This is a genomic window from Maribacter caenipelagi, from assembly GCF_004364175.1.
In the GTDB taxonomy this organism is placed as follows: Bacteria; Bacteroidota; Bacteroidia; order Flavobacteriales; family Flavobacteriaceae; genus Maribacter; species Maribacter caenipelagi.
In genome coordinates this window covers 118033-139750 of sequence record NZ_SNZW01000018.1, presented here as the reverse complement: position 1 = coordinate 139750, position 21718 = coordinate 118033, and the positions used below count along the sequence as shown (strand labels likewise).

The following is a 21718-nucleotide window of genomic DNA, read 5'->3' as shown; positions in this document are numbered from 1 at the left end:
GCTTAGAGATTTTAACCTCGATTGTCGAGTAAATTAATTAGGGAATAACATGTATAGCGATAGAACAAATAGCGAGCTTATAAAAATTCTAGATCAACATTCATTACTCACTTTTGAAGCGCAATTAAGTTTACAAGATGAGTTGCAGAAACGTACTGTTGTTGTAGATTTAAGTGGTTTAGAAACTACCATTGCCAATAAACTAGCTCAAATTAATAATCTAGAGTTTTTAAAAGATTTCGGATTTCAGGCCAACAAAACGGCAGATGGCTTAACGGTAACCAGAACTACCAAAGCCTTACTTACCGATGTGCTTGCTGTTATCGTTGGTCTATTAGTTTTCTTTTTGGGTATTTATGGTTGTATAAACTTGGCACATACTTTTATAAATGGAGATGAGCTAGACGTTTTTACCTTGGCATATAAATTTGCCATGGCAAGTTTAGTTTTTATAGGAATAAGTTTTTTCAGCGGATTAAAGCGCTTGTTTGATTTCTACGGATTCGAGTTGCGTAAGATGAACGGATTGGTCAGCTTAAAAAAGCGTTTCGATGTAAAGTTAGAAGAAGTCAAGGTAAACCCTTCAGACATTCATTTAGATACTAATGAAGATATACTATCCTTAAAATTAGGTTACGATACCATTTTTACTTCTAATGGCGGTAATTTAATTCAGACTCTTACTTTAAAAGAACTAGCGAAAGAATTGAAAGCATAAACTGTAGTTATGTTCGAGCATTATTTTCAGTGTCCGTATTGTTGGGAAGAAGTATCTATGCTATTAGATCCATCTATTTCACAACAGACATATGTAGAAGATTGCGAAGTATGTTGTAACCCTATAGAGGTTACTCCGCAGTTTCAAGATAATGAACTGATTGGGTTTGATGTTCAGAGTATAGAGCAGTAATTATTCTAGTATTGCAATTTTACCACCAAACGTATCATCTTTATCTACAGATTTTGGGTTGCCGTACACCGTAATTGCTCCACCTGCTTTTACCTTGGCAATAACAGCCTCACTGGCATAAACTTCGGCACTACCTCCAGATAATACGATTACGGTACTACTTTTAGTCTTTAGACCTTTATTTAAAAGTTTACCACCGGTATTGATCATCACCTGTTGAGTACCGCTATTACCAGAAAGTTTTATTTCGCTACCGCTCGTGCTTTTAACCGATACATTGTTGTAGGCAATATTTAAGGTGATGGTACTGGCGTCTTGTGCTTCAATAGCTAAATCTGTACCGATAATTAATCCCGTTGAAATAATACGAGAGTTCTTATTTGCATCAATAACCGAAAGTGCTTCAGTATAGAAAAGTTTAATGCTTAAGATGGAATTCAGCAAAGATTCGCCCGAGCACATTTTTAGTCTCAAGCGACCGTCATTTTCGGTAATGCTCAAATCTTTTTTGTTCTCGGCAGATATTTCAATTTTATTCTTTTCGCCTTTCACTAAGGTAACACTAATTCTATCGTACACTCGAAGCTCTGTATATTTCTCTAATGGAATTATTGCTACGCCTTGGGCAAAAGCGGTCAAGGTATAAAAGCAGAAACAAGTAAAAAGTAGCATTGATTTCATGTAGCGTTGACTATTTGGTAGTACAAAGTTAAGGTACAAATGGCTTTCTACCACAAAAGGGCAGAAGTGGATTTTACTTGTGATATTTTATTCGATTTTTAAAACTAATAAGTTCAAGCAAAACGTATTGTCAGTTCGAGTGTTTTTGAAAGAAGCGTAGCGTTTTTTAAAAATGTATCGAGAACAGGTCTGGAACATGCGAGTTTCTCGATACAAATTTCTTCGTGCCTTGAAATTCACTCGAAGTGACATTTGAGATGCCTAAAGAAGAATAAATGAATCGGAAACCCTTTTTCAAGTTCAAGTGTTTATGAAAGAAACCTAGGTGTTTTAAAATGAATTTAAAACAGGTTTGGAACATACCACCACAAAATTTCCTTTTTTAAAAGTTAAATAACGTCGTAAACAGATATAGGTTTTACAGTTTTGTTATCTTAAACAACAGTTAGCCAATTACTGACTTTATGAAGAAGAAATATCTCTTAGTTGCCTTATTTGTTATTGTTGGTATTGTTGGGTTTGCAGGTGTAGAATATTTTCCTAAAGCAGAAAATGAGATCATACCCAAAGCAATAGATTCTGTGGCTACACGAAGAGATCTTCGTAGAAGTTTCTTCGATAAGCGAGAGATATTGGTGGTCTACGGTGCAAAAGATTCAACACTACAGCAGCAGTATAAAAATGTTCTTCATAACCTTTCTTTGATGGAGGTTACCAAATCTTGGCGAAGTGTAAAGGTCAGTTACCAAAATGTAGCAGAGGTAAGCAGAGAAGCACTGAACAATAGTATTGTTTTTTTGGTAGGTACCGTAGATGAGAATCCGCTGATAAAAAAATACATGGGCGATACCCCTTTTCAGGTATCGAACTCAGAAATAAAAATAGGCTCAAAAGAAGTACCCAATAATAATTCGATTCTCGGGGTAAGTTTTTATCCGAGTCCCACAGACCCTAAAATTCCTTTTAGCTTTTTGACCGGTACAGATGCCCAAGAAGTATTTTCATTTTTTGAAGAAAAAGTAGCTGAGCAAGGTCAGTCGTTTTACTGCCAGAATTTAGAATACGAGGTGTATGAGAATAAAGAGCGATTGGTTATGGGCGATTTCAATAACGAATGGGGAATTGAGGGGGCTACATTTTTCAATTTTGCCACGGGCACCAGGGTTTTGTTAGATACCGATGAATTTAAATTCATAGACCATCAAAAAGCCATTGAACCAGCCGATGTTGATAATTGGCAAGCAAAGGTTACAGCATCAAAAGCTACGATAGTCGATTTTGTTAGTGGCAAGAATGCACCAAAAATTACATATAATTTTTATACCTGTACAGAAGAAAAAGGCTTGATGACAGGCAATACAGATCATTCTACTTTTGATACTGTAACAAATTCGGTACACACCATTGTCAATAAAATCTATGACAATAATAACATCGGTAGAGATAATGCTTTGTTGCTGCACAACCTTATTGGAGAGAGTGATAAAAATATAATCACATCGGGTTTACCGATTTATTTTACTAATACCTGGCAAATGAAAGGCTATCATTATTGGTCGGCAAGGTTGGTAGAATCTGAAAATACATTTACTGTAGCAGAACTGTTGGATAATTCTTTTATGGAGATGGAATCATCACTTATTAGAGATTGTATGGCAGGTGCTTTTACCGATTTTCTAATAAAAACTTGGGGGAAAGAAACCTACCTAAAACGATACAAAAATGCATCCCTTTCTGAAACAGAAGAAAAAATACTAGAAGTAAAGTGGCAAAACTATTTAAAGGGGTTGCCAAAAGCACATCCGAAGAAAAAAACGGAAAAGAAAAAATTACCCTACCTAAAAGGCTTCAATTTTGCACATGAAGGCTATAGTATTTATAACGGCTATGGTTCTCAAAAAGCGACGGAATCTCTATTGAAGCAAAAGAATATGGGTAGTAATGCCATGGCAATCGTACCGTATACGGGCATTAACGATATAAATACACCAACGCCACTTCATTTTAGTAATAATGCCGGTAGTGAAAACGATGACGCTGTAGTACATGCCGTGGCAATGGCGAGTGATATGGGTATGTATACCTTGTTGAAACCACAGATTTATGTGGGCGGTAGTTGGCCGGGCGGTATAGATATGCCTACAGATGCACAATGGGACAAGTTTCATGATTATTATTATCGTTGGATCCGCCACTACGCCTTCTTGGCAGAAATTCATGAGATGGATGCCTTGTGTATAGGGGTAGAGTTTACCAAAGCAACTTTGTCGCAACCTGAAGCTTGGCGTGCGATGATCAAGAAAACGCGGGCGCTTTATTCTGGGCAACTTACCTATGCCGCCAATTGGGGAGCAGAATTTGAGAAAATAGAATTTTGGGACGATTTAGATTTCATTGGTTTAAACTCCTATTATCCGTTGAGTAAAAAAGACAGTCCTACGAACGAAGAATTAAGTCTGCAGTTCGATACCGTAAAGACGAAGATTAAAAAGGTATATGATCGCTTTAAAAAACCCATCGTATTTACCGAAATAGGTTTTAGAAGTGTTGATGCCCCTTGGAAGAATCCGCATGCAGAGGCAGACGATACCATTAACGAAGAAGCACAGCGTAGATCTTACGAGATTATCTTTGAAGGTATACAAAACGAACCTTGGTGCCAAGGTATACTGTGGTGGAAATTCCCTAGCTACATCGAATACCGCGGCGAGCATAATAGTGCCTTTACACCTAATAACAAATTAGCCGAAGAATCGGTGCGCGATTGGTTCACTAAGTAGGCGTGCATCCGAAAAAATGAATGTATTTTAATTGTTTGTCTACTTCAAATTAGAAGTGTATAAGTACTAATTACTTCAAAATTATTCCCGCTTAATATCCGCCAAAAAAAAATTCATAACTGTCTAAAGCTGTTTTAGATGGCAAATTTGACAGTTGGGTCACTAATATTATCTACAAGCAGTATTGCGCAATATCTTTGGGGTATAGTAAAACAATTCTAAGAACTTAAAATTATAAAATCATGAAAAACATTAAAATTTTATCAGCGGTGGTCGTAGTGGCCGTCACCTTTATATCATTTAAAGGAATTCAAAAAAATAAAGAAACCGAGAAGGCAGAAATCACCGCCATTTTCAATGATTGTGTTATCGATTTAGAAGCACAGTTAGAAGCATCTTTAGAGATGGATAAATTGAATGCGAACGACATTGAAGTATTAGAAATCAACGAAGAAATAGATTTAGGTTTCGATGCATTTGAATATTTGCCTCTTGATTTTGATCCCTACGCAGGTGCCAATCTATCCGATATAGATTTTGAAATTTTCGAAGAGGAAGATATTGTGGAATTAGGTTTTGAAACTGCAGCTTATTTACCTGCCGATTTTGATGCCTATGCACTTTAAGAAGTTAGTGTAGTTTAAATGTAAGTTGGTCTTTACTTAGTAAAGACCGGCTTTTTTGCGCATTGCAAATTCAAAGTTATTATTACGGTATATTTGAAAAGTACCATTTAGAAAAGAGATTACATGGCATTGACAAAGGTTAAACAGGGAGAAGTAGTTAAAACGGCCCTACTTATAGGTATTTTGGTATCGCTGCCAAAGACTATCTATCTATATAATGGTATTATGGAGGGGAACTTAAATTTCTCCATGTCTTGGGTTACCGACTTTTTATATAGGTATCTTTTCTTCTTTTGTTTTTCATGGTCGGTAATACAGTTGAATGCCAATATAGATTATGATGCTTTAAAATGGTCGCCAATATTAAAGTGGATCTTGATATTGCTCATAAATGCTTTATCACTTTTTGTAGTGGTAAAAATCATAATAGCAGTTTATCCTTTGGTAAATGGCAGAACGTTGGATTCTCATGAAGAAGGCTGGGTTAATTTTACCTTCATCAACCTGTCTATAGTACTATTTTTTATTGCCCGTTTATTACGTGTAAGTACAGATAAGCAAGAGAGTAGAATTGAGAACGAGCAGTTAAAACAACAGAATCTAGAGAACGAATTGGCAGCCTTAAAAAACCAGATCGATCCACATTTTTTGTTCAATTCGCTAAATTCATTATCCTCTTTGATAAGAGATAATGAAAATGCCACCAAATTCGTAAATAAGCTATCTTACATGTACCGCTACATATTACAAAGTGGCGAGACCAATTTAGTACCTGTAAAAGAAGAATTAAAGTTTCTGGATAGTTATTGTTTTTTAATGAAGACCCGTTATAGAGATCGCATACAAATAGATATAGATATTGCCGATGAGTTTATGGATTGTAAAGTGCCACCTTTGGCATTGCAGTCATTGGTAGAAAATTCAGTGAAGCATAACGAAATATCTTCGACCAACCCACTGACCGTAAAGGTCTATTCTAGCGGAGATTCTTTGGTGGTAGAAAACCCAATTCGTAAACGCAGCACATTAGCTGAGGGTATGGGCACAGGACTCTATAATCTTAAAAAGCGGTATTCTCTTTTATTGAAAAAAGAAGTGTTGGTCAGTACCGATAATGATATATTCAAAGTAAAATTACCTTTAAAGCAATCGGCATGAAAGTAATACTAGTAGAAGACGAACTTGCTGCAAGCGATAACCTGGCATATCTGTTAACGAAGATCAACCCTGCAATCGAGGTTATAGCCGTTTTAGATACGGTAAAGGCGACCGTAGCATATTTTTCAAAGCCGCATGAAGGTGTTTTGGTATTTATGGATATTCATTTGGCAGACGGTATTTCGTTCGAGATTTTTGATCAGGTAGAAATCAAGATTCCCATCATATTTACTACGGCATATGATCAATATGCATTAAAGGCATTTAAGGTAAATAGCATTGATTATTTATTGAAGCCGATCGATCAAGAAGAACTGTCAGATGCCTTAGATCGTTTTGAAGCTCAAAACCACCAAAATGGTATCGATGAGCAGCAAATGCATAGTCTAATGCATCTAATACAGCACAAACCTGCAAATTTTAAACAGACATTCTTGGTGGGTTTGGGCGACCAATTGTTACCTGTAAAAACTGCCGATATAGCCTATTTCTTTATAGATACTGGTCTTGTAAAAGCGGTAACGGTACAAGAGCGTTCTTATGTGCTCGATATTAAATTAGAAGACATAGAAGAGGCTTTAGACCCCCAGGTGTTCTATAGGGCAAACAGACAGTTTATAGTACGTAGAGAGGCTATAACCGCTATTAAATTTCATTTTAACAGCAAGTTGTTGGTAGAAGTTCACCCGGTGTGTAGCGAGCGTATTGTAGTGAGCAAGGCAAAAGCGTCGGATTTTAAAAATTGGATGGGAACTTAAGGTGCTTCTTCTTTTAGGGGATGGTGCTGATCTCGGTAAGTTTAAAATATCCGTTCGGCTCTTTTACAAATGAAAAGCTATGTTGACCACCTTCGAAAAATACGGTCGGTGGTGTTGTTGTAACAAGTATGTGCGCATAGGTTATCCCCTCTTTTTGTTCGCTTAAATAAACAGTTTCATTTTCTTGAAGGATGTTTATAAACTGCGGATTAAATAGGATGTCATAATCATTGGCTATAAAACTGTCAATGGGTATATAAATGAGGTCTTCGTAAATTTTATCGTACCAAAGGGAATCTTGTTCTCTTAGGATGCTCATTTGTTGCACTTCAGATGGTGTATTCTCTAAACAATCATAGCAACGTATCGTCTCGGCAGATGAATTTTTAAAAGCTTCCTTGTCCTCAGCCTCTAAATCAGATAAAAAGGATGTCCATATATTAGTTACATTATCACCTGATGCTTTCTTTTCTTGTTGGCATGAAGAGGAGAAAATAACAAGTAGTAATGCAAACAAGATGAGACATTGCTTCATAATTTATTAGCCTTTGCATTATGGCTTTTAGCCTTAACTGTTGGTTGATGAATATAAAAAGCGTAATCCATAATGCGAATAACGTATTGCGAATAGCGCGCAGCAAAAAATCACTAATTCACCACCAACAACCAACAACTAGTCGTCTATCTCCGCATCCGGTAAATCAAGTATCGTGGAAGTTGATAACGAGTTTCCGGCTATGCCTTTAATAGAACCAAAGAGTACATTAATATTTTCTTGAACGCCCCAAATTTGCTTTTCACGAACCGCAAAATTCTTATAGGCCGCTTTTTTCTCGTAGTTAAGCTGTTTGATCATAGAGTCATAGTTTTCTATAATCCTGTTGATATTCTGTACAAACTCGTTACTGGTTAGGTAGCTGTACAACAATTCCATCTTATCCCCTTTGTTCTCGTCAGACGATTTTATCGATTGTGTTTTTAATAGTAGTTCTCGTAATACGAGCGATACACTTTTTACCTCGTTGAATCCGCAGATCCAAACACCGTTTTTCTCTCCAAAGCGGTCCATATCTGGCGGAAAAGTCTCCGTTACGATAACCGCAATATCTGCCTTGCAATTAATCTGGTCTTGTTTAAGTTTATTGATCCAGTCGTTACTAAAATTCTTGGTACGCTTACTCTCGTATACAATAGAACCACAGGTCTGTTGAAGCGAGTTTATAACCGTTTGTACGCAATCTGCACCACGAACGCCTTTGCCCACTTCGTCGATATCATCAAAAGGGTAGGTGGCACGTAACAGCTCTTCTAGTGCCAATTCTTGTACTTCGCCCTGCATTTGCATAGAGCCTTGTTCGGCCTTACGCTTCATTTCATCAATTAGCTTCTTTTGGTCGTCTAGCTGCTTTTGGTATTCCTTTTCCTTCAGTGCCATAGATTCGCGTTCTTTGGCCTTGGCTTTTTCTTCGATTTGGGTTTGCTTTTCGAGCAACTCTTTTTGCACGTTCAGCTTAAGGTCCTCCGCTTTTTCCTTTAGTTCGTTCTCACGTTTTAAAAGGTCGATCTCTTGAGCGCGTAGCGCTCTGTTCTCCTCTTTCTTTTTCTCGTTCTCTTGCTGTAGCGCTTTTAATTTTTGCTCAAAAGATTCGTTGGTCTGCAGTTGTATTTTTTCAGATTCTTTGGCAAGGCGTTGGGCTAGTTTTTCTTTAAAAAGCTCATTCTCCTTCTCCTTTTTCTTTTCGAATTCTTCTACTTCGATTTCAAGTTTTCTACGTTCTTTATTGAATATTTCAGCCTGTTCGGCTACTTTTCGCTCGTATTCAGCCTTAAAATGTGCCTGCATTTTACCAGAAAGTGCCTCTTCAACATCAAACTCATGAGCACAATTTGGGCATTTAATTTTATCTACCATTTTCTAAAAACCATTTTCAACTATAAAAATACAGAACCCATACCAAGCCTACAACGTTTGGTGGCACTCAAATGAAATGAAAATTCATTTGTTGCGTAGTATTTTGATTTCCTGACAATTGTCATAGAACATCTTGTAGCTACATTCTATTTTTGTTTTATTAAAATTACCGACTATGACCTCATTACATCTACCCTTGGTAAACTGGAGCAACGGCGTTATTATGATCGCTGTATTTGCAGCTGTGTGTATTACCCTTGTTGGCATTGTACTAATGCTAATGAACGGCGACAAGAAAAAAGAAGAATAGTTTCTCTTACCTCGCTATTGATATAGCACGTACCGTGGCGGTGTAAGTCCGTTTAGGCGCATGTATACCAACATTTGTCCTCTGTGGTGCGTAATATGGTCTGCCAACAGCATACATATTTGTCGTTCAGAGCGTGTAAGTCCGAAATAATCTAATTCGGTATCTAACTGTTCGGGAGAAACATCTTGTAAAAGAGCAATAGCTTCGGTAAACGTTTGGTCTATACGCGCCATCATTTCAGCCTTTGTTTTATTGGCAGGTTTAAAAACGGTATCGGTTTGGTATACGCGTGCTTTTCGGTCGCCAAGGAGAGACTGGCTGTGCCAATCTAGCGCAAAACCAATATGCATTAAGTTTTCGGCAAAACTCAAGGACTCTTCTGTTGCTTTATACCCATACTTTTCTTCGGGCATCATATCGGCAACCAGTAACAAGTACTTGCGTGAGTTTTCTAATCGCTCTATAGAGTCTTCAATGAATTTGTCTTGTTGGGCTAGAAGACAAGTTGTTGTAAATAAGAGGAAGGTGATAAGTGTGATTGTTGTTTTCATGATGATTGATGATGAGGTGAACAACTAATTTACTTCATTTGGGACAATGCACAGCCATTTTCACGTTCTTCTTGAGTTAATGTCCAAATATTGATGACTCTTTGTTCTAGTCTATTTTCGGTAGTAGGTGTCACCAATTCCACTTCAACAATACTTTCGGTTGAGAATTTGTACTTAGCGGATTCTATTAAATACCCGTTAACATAAACGCTATTGTTCGCATCTAAACCAAAAAAGGTATTGATTTCAGCTTGAGTTTTAGAGGCTATTTTTTTCTTTAAAGTTACTGAAGCAATACCGTTTTCACTCAGATTGTAAAAGTCATGGGTTTCTCGTCTAGGTTTATCTTTTATTACTGCTATTTCTTCAATATTTTCCTTTGAAGTGATTATATTTTTATTGGCGATGATATACTCGTCAATTAATAGCATTGGGCAATTGATTTTTATTGCTTGTGGTAGTTTTATGAAGCTATCTTGGGAGTAGGTATTGAGGTGTAGAAGAATGAAAAGGATTGTGGTGAGGGTTGTTTTCATGGGATAGATATTTTACGCCATAGTTAATTCAATTTCGCTTTTTTCTAATTTATTTTTTGAGTTTTTAAGTTTTCCTAATCTGTTTCAGAGCATTATTCTATTTTCATTGCAATGATAGTTATCCATTGATTTTAATCAGTTTTATATTTTCTTCTTTAGTTTTTAAGAAACTAAATTTTTCATTTTCCCTTTCTAGAGTTCTGTCAATAATCATTATGCTATTAGTTAGATTTTTTATTTCCCACTGTTCCTCAAGCTTATTAGACTCACTACGTAAGTTCATTCTAATGAATTCAGCAGTATTATTGACTTCAATTTTTGATTTTGACTCTTGATAGAAATACTTGGTCGAAATAGAATCTTTGTCAATTATATATAATGGGGGATATTGAAAATTTTCTAAGGATACTCCTGGAGGCGCAGGTGGAAGAGGCGGTTTTTCAGTACTATCATTAAAGAACAGTGCATGATGCTGCTCTTCAATCCATATTCCATTTAGAAGTTCTTTTTTCCATTTCGCTTCTCTTTTTTCAATTTTTATTTCATAGTCTTTTTCAGAAATGAAAAGCCCTTCAAAGCTATTATCATCTATTTGTTTAATAGCAATTAATCGGTTGTCAAATACTAAAATATCATTATTGTCAAAAGTTGCAATTCTCCAAGGTAATTCTTTATCGCTATATTCAAATACTGTGTATGTCGAATCTTTAAATTCAATTGTTAGTGTGTCATTTTCTTCAATAGAGAACATATCAAAAGTATTCCCTCGTAATTCATTTGCAATATTCTTCTGCTCAACATTTTTTTTACAACCAAACATTGTAAGAATTAGAAGTAAAATTAATGTCGGTTTGTTCATTTTTGAATGTTAGTTAACGTGTTTTAAGTACTGAAATTATCAAATAAATCACAGATAGAAAGTCCGCGAGGTCTTTCGTAAGTAAGCTAGAACTAGCCATTAATTATCTACGGTGTTGGCGTTAGTTATTATTCTTATATATATCGTTCAATTAACTTGTAATTTTCTGGGTTAGTAATAAATTTATTAATTGACTTTTTAAATATTATTTCTGTTTCATCTATTCTTTCTATATGTCCAATAATTAGCTCTATATCTTCAAAACTAAACCCATATTTCAAGAGCCAAATTTCTGTTTCGTCATTAGTACCATATTTTATATAATTACTTAGTATAAGTGACCTTTTATCATTTGTTTTTTCAAAGTAAAGTATTAACGCACTAGATATTGGGTCTTTTACAGAAAGAGAAAGAACTTTGTCAATATAATCATAAGTGTCATAAATTATTGTATCAAAATCTATATCAGTTACACTTGTGTTTCTATTGAATAAAGGTACTGGTCTTTTAAAACTTTTATTTGGAAGAGCTTCGGCTATGCAAGAAAATCTTACTTTTTTTTCAAAAAGTTGCTTTTTAAATTCACTTATTGAAATTTCCTCATTTTTCAGCTTACGTCTTAACTTTCGTCTAAAATCTTTCTCAGATAAAAATGCGTATCTCAATGAAATTATTTCAGCAAAAGACTTTCCTTGAATTTGCCAAAGTAAAATGGGTATAGATGCACTTAGGACACTTTTTTCACCATCACCAAATTCAGTTCGTCTTAAATGGGCTGTATAAATATTTTCAAGTGCTTTCTTTATTTTTTTTCTTTTATAGTCAGTTAATACATAATATTCTTTTACTGTTAAAGGCTCTAACTCTTGGTTTAAAAAGTTGTCTAAAATAAAAGAGATTTGTGTATCTAAGTCTGCTTTTTCAATTCGTGTTATTTGACTTTCTGTTAACTGTAATTCAGAATTAAAAGTGTCATTTTTTATTGCATCAACTATATCAATAAAGTCTTCGTTATTTGGGTCTGTCGGGTTATCAAGATTTGATAATGGTGATAATGATGATTCAGTATTTAATCTATTTATAAAAGTTCGCTTGTTTCTACTCTCTACCACGACATAACCATAATCAAAGTGATTGTCTGCAAGTGTTACTCTACCAGCTCGCCCTATTAAATTTTTTAAATTTAAAGTCTTTTGATCTTCATTGCCTCTGAAAGTAAAGTTGTTAATCCAAATTATATCAAATGGCATATTAATACCTTGAATTAATGTAGAAGTTGAAAAACAGATTTTAGCGTGATGACTATTTACAAAATCTTCAATTATTAATCTTGCGTTTAAAGGAATTGAACCGTGATGAATTACAATACCTCTTTTCATTAAGTAGATAAGCATAGAACTCTTTTCACTATCATCTTTGGTTCCAAAAAAGGCTTCTATTTTTTCAATAAAACTTAAACTTTCTTTATCGGTTATTATTGGACATAATTCGATATAGTCTGCAAAAGACTCAATAAAATCTCCACTATATATTTTTGCTTTTGAAATGTAAATTAGAGCTGTGCCATTATTTTTAATGGTTTCTTTAATAATATCACCTTCAATTTTTTTTCCATTCATTTCATCTTGAAATGGTGAAAAATATTTAAAGTTACTCTTTGAATGCTCAATGAAAATTTTACCAACTGTTTTTTGATTATATGTTTCCGAATCGGTACTCTGTGTGATATTATGCTTTTGAAATTGTGCTTCAGGGTTAAGTATAAAAGGATGCGTAAATACCTTTTTTATATTGCTTAATTTTTTGTCAATTCTTCTGACTAGAGAATCAAATTTCATTCCTCTTATACCTTCTTCCGAAATTTGGGCTTCATCTAGTAAAATTAATTCTACATTTAGTTTTGGAATATTTTTAAACAATTCTTCACCTCTTTCAGGTGTTATTATATAAATCCTATTTTTAGTTCTTTTTGTATTTACTACTTCAATGAATTGGAGAACTAAAGTTTCTTTTGATACCAGTTTTTTGACTTTAATTAAGTACTCTGAAATCAGAGCTCTTGATGGCAAGATGATAATGATATCTCCTTGAGTTTCTTTAATTAATTCTTGAAATAAAAATGATTTACCTGCACTTGTTGGTGCTGAGAATGAAAAATTAGTGTATTTTTTTATTGAAAGATACGCATCTGCTTGTACAGGAGTGAAATTGTGGCCTGTTTCTGACATTATTGTCTCGGCATATGCATTATAAATTGCTTCTATGAACGAATTTGGTTCTTCTGTTTTGTAAAACAAACCCATAAGAAACATTAGCTTAGATTCATATTTTTTGAAAGAATCGGCATTATATTTTTTCAGATACGATAAAGTTTCTAGATGGCTATTGTCAATTGGACCATTTTTATGAAAATCATAAAGTATTTCTTTTATTAAATCATTGTCAATATCTTGGTTGAATATTATTTCACTTAACATAATTCAACTGCGATTAGATAAAGTTCATTATATTTAATAATCTCCTTTATTGGTTCTGAATCAAGAGCATTATTAAGTGTATCAATTATGTTTTCATTATTATGTGAAAAAGCAGCTGAATATCCTTTTTTATTATCTATGATATTTTGTTTGGTTGTTGAATCTAAAAAAGGAAGTAAGGATAGTAATTCAGAGCTATCTCTGTCTCCAATAAATTCAATTATTTGATTTAAGGCTTTGGCTCTTGGAGTTCCTTCTAAACTAAACTTTGCCTCTCCAAAAACTAAATAACTCTTAGAACTTATAGAATGATAGTCAAAACCAGGGTTTCCTGTAATTTTTTCTTTAAGTAATTCAGCTAACGGAATTAATTTATGAGAATGTTCAATTTCTAAAGCTTGCTGAGCTGCATACGAAACAATAAATTCTCCAATTTCAGTATTTACATTTGAAGATATTTTAGCAATTATTTCATTTACAATTTTATCAATAGTTTTTTTTGAAGTAGCTCGAAAAGTTATCTGTGATATTTCGTCAAGATTTTTTATCCAATTTGTATCACAAATATGTTTCTCAAATTCGTCAACTATTGGTCTAAAATCTTTAATCTTTATATAGATACAATTAATTTCACAACAACTTCCTGTAGGTAGTTTAGAAAGACTTGTATTGTCAATTTTATGAATGTCCATTTAATGTTTTTTTAACTACTGCCAACATTCGGTATATGTAATAGCTATTACATATAATTTCCGTTAAAGTGGTTGGGGGAATATACTTGACTTGGTACTGCAATATAAAGAAGTTTATGGTACATTTTCTTACGGTTTTCCGTAAAACTGTCAGAAAAATAAAAGGTTGTAAAGAAAATATAACGAGCTGCATTTGTAGTTGAAGTTAGTACACCGTAGCACCCACCCCTTAATCCCCTCCCAAGAGGGGAGAATTGCGTTTTTGGTTGTGGGTTTTTTGGTGGTTGGGGAGATTGGTTTTTATAATGCCAGCGCTCGCCCAGACCCTAAAGGGTGCCATTGCGCAATTTGGTGTTGATATATGTTCTTAATCTAAAAAGATGAATGATAACTAAAAGCTGTTCCCCTCTTGGGAGGGGCTAGGGGTGGGTATTTTATTCTATAATTTCATAGTCAATACTAAGCTTTCGTAAGGCCCGTAATGCGGAACCGGTATTTTTATCATCCAATTCTATGTCAACGGCATCACCTTCTAAAAGTATATCGGTAAGTTCATTTGCTAGCGATGCACTACAGCTAGGCGATATCTCTACAATACAATTGGCAATAGCTCTTCTGTCTGGTCTTGGGGCATCACAAGACAATAAATTGATTTTCATAATTGTAATTTATACATGCAAGATACCAGTGTTGGGTGAGGTAATGGGTATTGGTATGCAATTATTCAATTGTAGTGACTAGCTGTTCCCCTCTTGGGAGGGCTAGGGGTGGGTTCTTTTGGGTTAGTATGTTCAATGAAACCTTCATCACCCGATCACCCACCCCTCAATCCCCTCCCGAGAGGGGAGGTTTTCGTTTTTGGTTGCTTTGGGGGAATAGGTGTTAAGGGCCACCACATCTATTTTGTCTAAAATACCCAATAAAAGTAACGATCTATTCCCCTCTTGGGAGGGGCAAGGGGTGGGTTCATGTTAGTTCTAATCTCTCAATTATTACTTTAATCTCTTCTAAAACAAAGCTTAAATTATTCTTTACATCGGTATCTGAAAACCTGAGCACATACACACCTAAAAATTCTAAGCGTGCTTGCCTTTTTTTATCTTTTTCTTCATGTCCTTCTTTAAAGTGAATACTGCCATCTACTTCTATGGCGAGCTGAAGATCTTTGCAATAAAAATCAACTATATATTGATCGATAGGAATTTGTCTACTAAATTTTTGACCTAGCTTTTTACCTTTGATTTCTCTCCATAGCACAATTTCACCAAGGGTCATGTTGTTTCTTAATGTTCTAGCGAGTTCAACTAAATTTGGGTTATACGGAATAATCTTTCTCATCGTAGTACCCACCCCTCAATCCCCTCCCAAGAGGGGAGAAGTACGTTATTGATTGCGAAGCTAGAGTTAGTTGAAACTTCTGTTTTCATAAAATTATTGTTAGAATATATTTTAATTAAAGACGCTAGCTGTTCCCCTCTTGGGAGGGGCTAGGGTTGGGTGATAAGACTAAATAACCTAACACTACTCAACCTTTTTACCATTCATTTCTTGCCCGTTTTGAAATAGAGTTAAACTTTCAATTGCTCCGTTTTCATCTTTTATAAACTGAATTTGAGCAGCAACTTCTTTTAAGTAAAAAGTATCGTTCGATTTTGCAAAAATATCGAACATGGGTTGCCCCGTTGCCTGTGCTTTTAATTGCTTGCCTTCTTTGGTAATTGTAATTTTAAAAGTGGGCATTAATTCATAAACACCCTGGTAGCTTTCTAATAGTCCTTCTGTTACTTCGAACTCTTTGGTGAGACTGCTGGTGTCTACACCAAGTTTTTTTAGCATGTCTACTCCGTTTACGTTTGCAGGATTCATCTCTACAGACTTTTTGTAGTTTTCAATAGCACCTTTATTATCGCCAGATTTCATTAATGCTTCGGCATAACTATCATAAACATTGGCAGATTTTGGATACGCGTCTACGTTCAGTTTAAAAACTTGAATTGCTTCTTTTGTTTTGTTAGACCCTAATAGTTGATATCCCGTTTGGTTCATTTCATTTTCATTGACATCAAAATCTTTGTTGTCCTTATTCTTTTCAAAATACGCAACCCCTGCATCTATACCTTTAGTTTCTATGACCTCTAAAAGTTTAGATGCTAAAGGAGTTTTAGGGAGGTCGTAAGTTTTATCGTTTATAATACCAAGAATCGATTGTGTGATTTTACCTAATGGGGCACCACCTGTATTATTTAAAAGCACAATCAATGACTTGTCTGAAAGCTGTCTTGAAATTTGTGTATTGAATCCGTTAATACCGCCACCATGCGTAATTGTTGCGATACTATCGGTTGTGTTGCCGAGGGGTTCATTACCAACCATCCATCCATAGGTATAATGAAAACTGCCGAAAGCGGGTATGTGTGGTTTAAAATACATATCCATATATTTTTGGGGTAGTAATTTGTTGGTATACAATGCTTGGTCCCACAGGTATAAATCTTCTACGGTAGCGTATAGCGAGCCTGCAGCATACGGAATAGACATATCTAGGAAAGGGGAATTGATAAATCCGTTTCCATTATTCTCGTAACCTGTTGCTCTATTTTTTAGGATGTCTGAATGATGATCGAATCCGGATTCCTTCATACCTAATGGAAAAAATATCTTCTCGTCTAGCATTTCTTCATACGTTTTACCGGATAGTTTTTCAATAAGCACACCCAAAAGAAAATAACCGGAATTGCTATAGTTGAATTTCTCGCCAGGAGTAAACTCCAATGCCATATCTTGAAAAATTTTTGTAAACTCTTCCGGAGTGTAAGGGTCACGACTTTCTTCTTCAAAAAACTTAGGGAAGGCAGTATAGTTCGGTACTCCAGAGGTATGAGTCAATAAATGGTGGGTGGTAATTTTGTCTCCGTTTTCTTTTGGATAATTGGGTAAGTAGGTGGTTATAGGTGCCTGTAGGTCTAGTTTACCTTCGGCAGCCAATTGTAGAATAAGCATGGCGGTAAATTGCTTGGTTATTGAACCTAGTCTATGTTTGGTACTGGGGCTGTTGGGAATATCCCATTCCATATTTGCCATTCCGTAACCTTTTTTAATAATTACCTCACCATCTGCGGCAATTAGAGCAGAGCCATTGAATTCTCCATAAGATTTATATTGATTTAGAAGTTCATCTATCTGTTCGGCTTTCGTTTGGCCAAATGCCATGGAGCTCGTAAATAATAATGCTAAAAAGCCTAAAAGAAGTTTTCTGATTGATTTATTATGCGATGATTTCATGATATTCGTTTTTTTGATTTATTGACTATACTACCAACAAGTGGCTTTTATTTTTTATTCTTATATACAACACCATCTTTCATAACAAATTTTACATGTTCTAAAGTGGTTATGTCATCTATGGGGTTTGTGTCTACAGCAATTAAATCGGCAAGTAAACCTTCTTTTACTTCACCACGATCGGTAAGGCCTAGCATTTCTGCGCTGTTGGTAGTGGCAGTTTTTATAGCTTCTTTAGTGCTCATACCACATTCGATCAAAGCTGCGAATTCAATGGCGTTTTTACCATGAGGGATTATAGGTGTATCTGTGCCAAAGGCAATTTTAACATCTGCCTTAATGGCTTTAGTAAGGTTCTGTTTGGCAATGGGCATAACATACTTTGCTTTGCCGGCCATAACGGGATCCATTTTGTCGATCATAGGTTCAATAATGGTAGCGAGCCCTCTTGTTGGAACCAAGTAAACATTGTTTTCTTTCATTAGTTGAATACCCTCATCATCTATAATAGATCCGTGCTCAATTGAATATACACCAGCTTTTATAGCTTCTTTAATGCCTTTGGTACCATGTGCGTGGGCAGCAACTTTTATATGGTGCCTAGACGCTTCGTCAACAATGGTCTTCATTTCTTCATTACTTAATTGTTGTGCTCCTATCGCATCTTCCATAGAGAGCACACCTGCGGTAGCATGCATTTTAATGAATTTGGCACCGTGCTTAATTTGATAGCGTACTGCTTCAATCGCATCATATTTACCATTAATTATTCCGTCATTTGGACCTACAGTAACTAATCCTTCAGCTAGTCCTAAAGAAATATCTCCGTGGCCGCCATTTATAGAAATCATATGTCCCGATGGAATGATTCTGGGTGCTGCGATCATCCCTTTATTAGAAGCTTCGGAAACCGCAACATCAATAAGCTCGGGCGTAATATGTAACTGCCCTATACTTCTTATGGTAGTAAAGCCTGCCATTAATGTTTTTTCGGCATTGACCACTGCCCTAACAGTACCTTGGCTAGCACTTTCTTTATAGATATAGTCCCAGCTGCCTCTAAAATCGCCATCTAAATGCACATGCATATCCATAAGTCCCGGTAATAGTATCTTACCCGATAGGTCTACAGTTTCTACGCCTTCAGGTAATGTCTTCGGATTAATAGATTTTATGGTTCCGTTTTCGATAAGTAGATTAGCGGGAGAAATTAATTTTCCGGTTCTGACATCTAAGTAAGAGTCTGCTTTGATCAGTTTAGATTGTGCAATTGTGGATAATGTCGCTGTTAAAAGGAGAAGGAGTGATAAAAATTGTTTCATGTGGTAATGTTTGGATTTATATAGTCTTTTTCAAAGAATACAATAACCGTAGTTCTTTGATGAAAATAATACTATAAAGTGTTAGGGGAGTGGACTTTATTGATTACAGCAAGATACAGAAGTTTGACTAAAAAAGTTTTATAGTCGAGCATTAAAAGGAGTTTGATAAAAGTCACTATCTGCTCCCCTCCTCGGAGGGGCTAGGGGTGGGTCCTTTTGGGTCAGTATGTTTAATGAAAACTTCATTACGCGATCACCCACCCCTCAATCCCCTCCCGAGAGGGGAGGTTTTCGTTTGGTTTGTGGGTTTTTTGGTGGTTATGGAGATTGGTTTTTATTAGAGTTATTTCGTCTGTTTATCTAAAAAGTTTGTTTCAAGTCAGAAACTGTTCCCCTCCTTGGAGGGGCTAGGGGTGGGGCCTTTTGGGTCAGTATGTTTAATGAAAACTTCATTACGCAATCACCCACCCCTCAATCCCCTCCCGAGAGGGGAGGTTTTCGTCTTTGGTTGCGGGTTTGTAGGTTGCTTTGGGAGAATAGATTTTAAGAGTTACTACATCTATTTTGTCTAAACGGTATAATAAAAGTCACTAACTGTTACCCTCTTGGGAGGGGCTAGGGGTGGGTCATTCATCCTTTATACATATTCTTAAATTAATCGCTTTACCAAAAAATCGGTTTTTTCTACCATCTGCAATGTTTTCTGAACGATACATAAAATTTTGATGCAAATATTTTAATATGAATTGTAAATTAATAATTTAACCATCACATTATGAGAACATTATACCAAGTGCTACTGACTTGTATAGCACTAACAACCTTGTTTGGTTTTATGGTCGTTACTATTGATATTCCAAAACCGTACATTAAAAAATATCTTGAAGGAGTGTATGTGCCGTTGGCAGATAGTACAATCAGTATAAATTACGTGCCAGAAGATCAGTATGAAAAACTGGCAACCCAAGAAATATATAAATCATATCCTGTATATCTACCAGGAAGAGAGCCTGAGGGATATTATGAGAGCTTATCACAATTAGAGCCAGAAGTGGTATTCAAGGAAGATGAATTGACCTCTAATGAAGATTGGGTAAAAGCGGGTGAACTGGTTTTTGATTATAGCTTATCGCTACGCCCTTTAGACTCCACTTTTCTAACAAGGTTGACTTTATTGCACGATAAAGAAAAGTTACCGGTTGGTAAAGACGGTATTATTCCATTTTATAAATTGGTAGTTCCGGAAAAAGGGGTGTTACTTATAACAGGGCGTTCTTGCGTTATGTGCCATACTAAAATAATGCCCGATAGTTCTATAATTAAAGGCGCACAAGGCAATTTTCCTTTCGATCCCGATTATGCGGAAGATTTAAGAGGTTTATTAGGTAATGCCAGAAGCCAGAATGTTCCGCAAGAACAAATTATGCAGGGACTCTTTGGAGATAAAATGTTTCTGTTTGGGGCACCGTGGATCAAATCTGTAGCACAGCAACGATTATTGGACATGTCACCCGAAGATTTTATAGAGAATATTGATAGAGCCCCTAGCGGTGTAGTGCATAGACATGGTACAAATATTGGAACACCGGCAAGTATACCAGATCTATATAACTTAAAGGATAGGAAGTACTTAGATCATACGGGACTCATGCGCCATAGATCAATCGAAGATTTAATGTTGTATGCCACATTTAACGAAGAAACGGATTTTATGAGCAAGTACAATGATTATAACATGCTGCGCCCTTGGCCCAATGAGCAAGAAAATCCGATGCGGGCGGGTAGACGATATTCCGACGCACAGTTATATGCCCTTGCCAAATATATTTATAGTTTGAACGCACCCAAAAACCCTATTTCACAACCCGAAGAACTAGTGAATAAAGGGCAGCGTATTTTTGCTAAAGAAGGTTGTGTTACTTGCCACGCTCCGCCATATTTTTCCAATAATATGTTGTTGCCGGTAGATGGTTTTACGTTTCCTAAATCATATAAAAGCAAGCTTGATATTTTTGATATATCTGTAGGTACCGATCCGCAATTGGCAATGAGTACTAGGAGGGGAACAGGGTTTTACAAGGTGCCATCTTTAATTGGTGTTTGGAATAGGCAGGCCTTGCTACATGATGGTAGTATTAGCAGTTTAGAAGAACTGTTGAGCAAAGAGCGTTTACAGGATAATTTTGAGCGCACAGGGTATAACGCAACCTATAATACAAGTCAAAAAGTTGAAGGTCATCCATTTGGGTTAGAACTTTCTACCGAAAATAAACAAGCATTAATTGCCTACGTCAATAGTCTATGAAAAGCAGCTATTTTACATTGATATTTATTTTTCTATGTAGTTGTTCCGCTATTGCACAAAAATTGGTGCTAGAAGAAGCCACCGTAAATTTTAAGGTTAAGAATGCAGGATTTTGGGTAAACGGATATTTTGATGATGTAAAGGCAGAAATGGAATTACAACAATCGAATTGTAAAATCAAAAAACTGAACGGAAAGTTAAAAGTAGCTTCTATACATACAGGTATTTCCCTTAGGGATGAACACCTTAAAAATGATGATTATTTCGATATAGAACTTTATCCAGAAATCTGGATGGAATTGCTTTACTGTGAAGCCCAAAAAGGAAAGTCTATAGATACGGTGTTTAAGTTGGTTATAAAAAATGTAGAACGGGAAATACATATTCCATTAACTATGGAACGTGACTTAAATAGAATACTTATATCAGCGGATTTTGAAATTAATAGACAAGATTTTGGTATTGGCGGAGACAGTCTAACACTAGCGAACGAAGTTTTGGTAAGTATTGCTGCATCTTTTAAGTGAGCTATTTGATTTTGAGAAGTATTTTTAAAATA

21 protein-coding genes are annotated in these 21718 nt (G+C 35.6%); 9 read left to right on the top strand and 12 right to left on the bottom strand.

What is annotated here, in order from left to right:
- Positions 1-49 precede the first annotated feature (49 nt).
- Together DFQ03_RS16820 and DFQ03_RS16815 are read left to right on the top strand one after the other, a co-directional pair.
- On the top strand, positions 50-718 hold the full coding sequence (locus DFQ03_RS16820) for a hypothetical protein (protein WP_133674406.1): 669 nt from the start codon (positions 50-52) through the stop codon (positions 716-718).
- Positions 719-727: 9 nt separating this feature from the next.
- Positions 728-910 carry a CPXCG motif-containing cysteine-rich protein gene (locus DFQ03_RS16815; protein WP_036156737.1) on the top strand — a complete coding sequence of 61 codons (183 nt, stop codon included), beginning with the start codon at positions 728-730 and terminating at the stop codon, positions 908-910.
- Here the strand turns inward: DFQ03_RS16815 and DFQ03_RS16810 are convergent, their stop codons facing one another.
- A complete protein-coding gene (locus DFQ03_RS16810) occupies positions 911-1591 on the bottom strand; it encodes a head GIN domain-containing protein (protein ID WP_133674405.1) in 681 nt (226 codons plus the stop codon).
- Positions 1592-2055: 464 nt separating this feature from the next.
- On the opposite strand from DFQ03_RS16810, the gene DFQ03_RS16805 reads away from it, so the two are divergent.
- The 4 genes from DFQ03_RS16805 (at position 2056) to DFQ03_RS16790 (ending at position 6913) form a co-directional block, all read left to right on the top strand.
- Positions 2056-4371, top strand: coding sequence for a glycoside hydrolase family 113 (locus tag DFQ03_RS16805; RefSeq protein ID WP_133674404.1), 2316 nt, complete (start codon positions 2056-2058; stop codon positions 4369-4371).
- A gap of 242 nt (positions 4372-4613) precedes the next feature.
- Positions 4614-4997: a hypothetical protein gene (locus DFQ03_RS16800; RefSeq protein WP_133674403.1), complete on the top strand. Its 384-nt coding sequence runs from the start codon at positions 4614-4616 to the stop codon at positions 4995-4997.
- Positions 4998-5120: 123 nt separating this feature from the next.
- Positions 5121-6155, top strand: coding sequence for a sensor histidine kinase (locus DFQ03_RS16795; protein ID WP_133674402.1), 1035 nt, complete (start codon positions 5121-5123; stop codon positions 6153-6155).
- The gene (locus DFQ03_RS16790; protein ID WP_133674401.1) at positions 6152-6913 is read left to right on the top strand and encodes a LytR/AlgR family response regulator transcription factor; all 762 of its coding nucleotides are present in this window, start codon (positions 6152-6154) and stop codon (positions 6911-6913) included. The genes DFQ03_RS16795 and DFQ03_RS16790 overlap by 4 nt, the downstream gene beginning before the upstream one ends.
- A gap of 13 nt (positions 6914-6926) precedes the next feature.
- Here the strand turns inward: DFQ03_RS16790 and DFQ03_RS16785 are convergent, their stop codons facing one another.
- Positions 6927-7448, bottom strand: coding sequence for a hypothetical protein (locus DFQ03_RS16785; protein ID WP_133674400.1), 522 nt, complete (start codon positions 7446-7448; stop codon positions 6927-6929).
- A gap of 138 nt (positions 7449-7586) precedes the next feature.
- Positions 7587-8825 carry a DUF2130 domain-containing protein gene (locus DFQ03_RS16780; RefSeq protein ID WP_133674399.1) on the bottom strand — a complete coding sequence of 413 codons (1239 nt, stop codon included), beginning with the start codon at positions 8823-8825 and terminating at the stop codon, positions 7587-7589.
- A gap of 175 nt (positions 8826-9000) precedes the next feature.
- Between DFQ03_RS16780 and DFQ03_RS19155 the strand changes: the two genes are divergently transcribed.
- Positions 9001-9135 carry a hypothetical protein gene (locus DFQ03_RS19155; RefSeq protein WP_262711606.1) on the top strand — a complete coding sequence of 45 codons (135 nt, stop codon included), beginning with the start codon at positions 9001-9003 and terminating at the stop codon, positions 9133-9135.
- Positions 9136-9149: 14 nt separating this feature from the next.
- Here the strand turns inward: DFQ03_RS19155 and DFQ03_RS16775 are convergent, their stop codons facing one another.
- The 9 genes from DFQ03_RS16775 to DFQ03_RS16735 all read right to left on the bottom strand — a co-directional run bounded on the left by DFQ03_RS16775 (position 9150) and on the right by DFQ03_RS16735 (position 18854).
- Positions 9150-9686, bottom strand: a complete 537-nt coding sequence (locus DFQ03_RS16775) for a DinB family protein (RefSeq protein WP_133674398.1) — start codon at positions 9684-9686, stop codon at positions 9150-9152.
- Positions 9687-9715: 29 nt separating this feature from the next.
- Positions 9716-10222, bottom strand: coding sequence for a hypothetical protein (locus DFQ03_RS16770; RefSeq protein ID WP_133674397.1), 507 nt, complete (start codon positions 10220-10222; stop codon positions 9716-9718).
- Between the two features lie 118 nt (positions 10223-10340).
- Complete coding sequence (locus tag DFQ03_RS16765; RefSeq protein ID WP_133674396.1) at positions 10341-11081, bottom strand: hypothetical protein; 741 nt, start codon at positions 11079-11081, stop codon at positions 10341-10343.
- A 134-nt stretch (positions 11082-11215) separates the two neighbouring features.
- Entirely contained in the window at positions 11216-13558 is a 2343-nt protein-coding gene (locus tag DFQ03_RS16760; RefSeq protein WP_133674395.1) for a DEAD/DEAH box helicase, read from the bottom strand.
- The gene (locus tag DFQ03_RS16755; protein ID WP_133674394.1) at positions 13552-14250 is read right to left on the bottom strand and encodes a hypothetical protein; all 699 of its coding nucleotides are present in this window, start codon (positions 14248-14250) and stop codon (positions 13552-13554) included. The genes DFQ03_RS16760 and DFQ03_RS16755 overlap by 7 nt, the downstream gene beginning before the upstream one ends.
- Positions 14251-14684: 434 nt before the next feature.
- Positions 14685-14909 carry a hypothetical protein gene (locus tag DFQ03_RS16750; RefSeq protein WP_133674393.1) on the bottom strand — a complete coding sequence of 75 codons (225 nt, stop codon included), beginning with the start codon at positions 14907-14909 and terminating at the stop codon, positions 14685-14687.
- A gap of 307 nt (positions 14910-15216) precedes the next feature.
- A complete protein-coding gene (locus DFQ03_RS16745) occupies positions 15217-15588 on the bottom strand; it encodes an endonuclease domain-containing protein (protein WP_133674392.1) in 372 nt (123 codons plus the stop codon).
- 183 nt (positions 15589-15771) lie between these two features.
- Entirely contained in the window at positions 15772-17532 is a 1761-nt protein-coding gene (locus tag DFQ03_RS16740) for a serine hydrolase (RefSeq protein ID WP_208295933.1), read from the bottom strand.
- A gap of 47 nt (positions 17533-17579) precedes the next feature.
- The gene (locus DFQ03_RS16735; RefSeq protein ID WP_133674390.1) at positions 17580-18854 is read right to left on the bottom strand and encodes a metal-dependent hydrolase family protein; all 1275 of its coding nucleotides are present in this window, start codon (positions 18852-18854) and stop codon (positions 17580-17582) included.
- A gap of 775 nt (positions 18855-19629) precedes the next feature.
- On the opposite strand from DFQ03_RS16735, the gene DFQ03_RS16730 reads away from it, so the two are divergent.
- Together DFQ03_RS16730 and DFQ03_RS16725 are read left to right on the top strand one after the other, a co-directional pair.
- On the top strand, positions 19630-21159 hold the full coding sequence (locus DFQ03_RS16730) for a hypothetical protein (protein WP_133674389.1): 1530 nt from the start codon (positions 19630-19632) through the stop codon (positions 21157-21159).
- Entirely contained in the window at positions 21156-21686 is a 531-nt protein-coding gene (locus tag DFQ03_RS16725) for a YceI family protein (protein WP_133674388.1), read from the top strand. Before DFQ03_RS16730 ends, DFQ03_RS16725 begins: the two co-directional genes overlap by 4 nt.
- Positions 21687-21718: the final 32 nt, after the last annotated feature.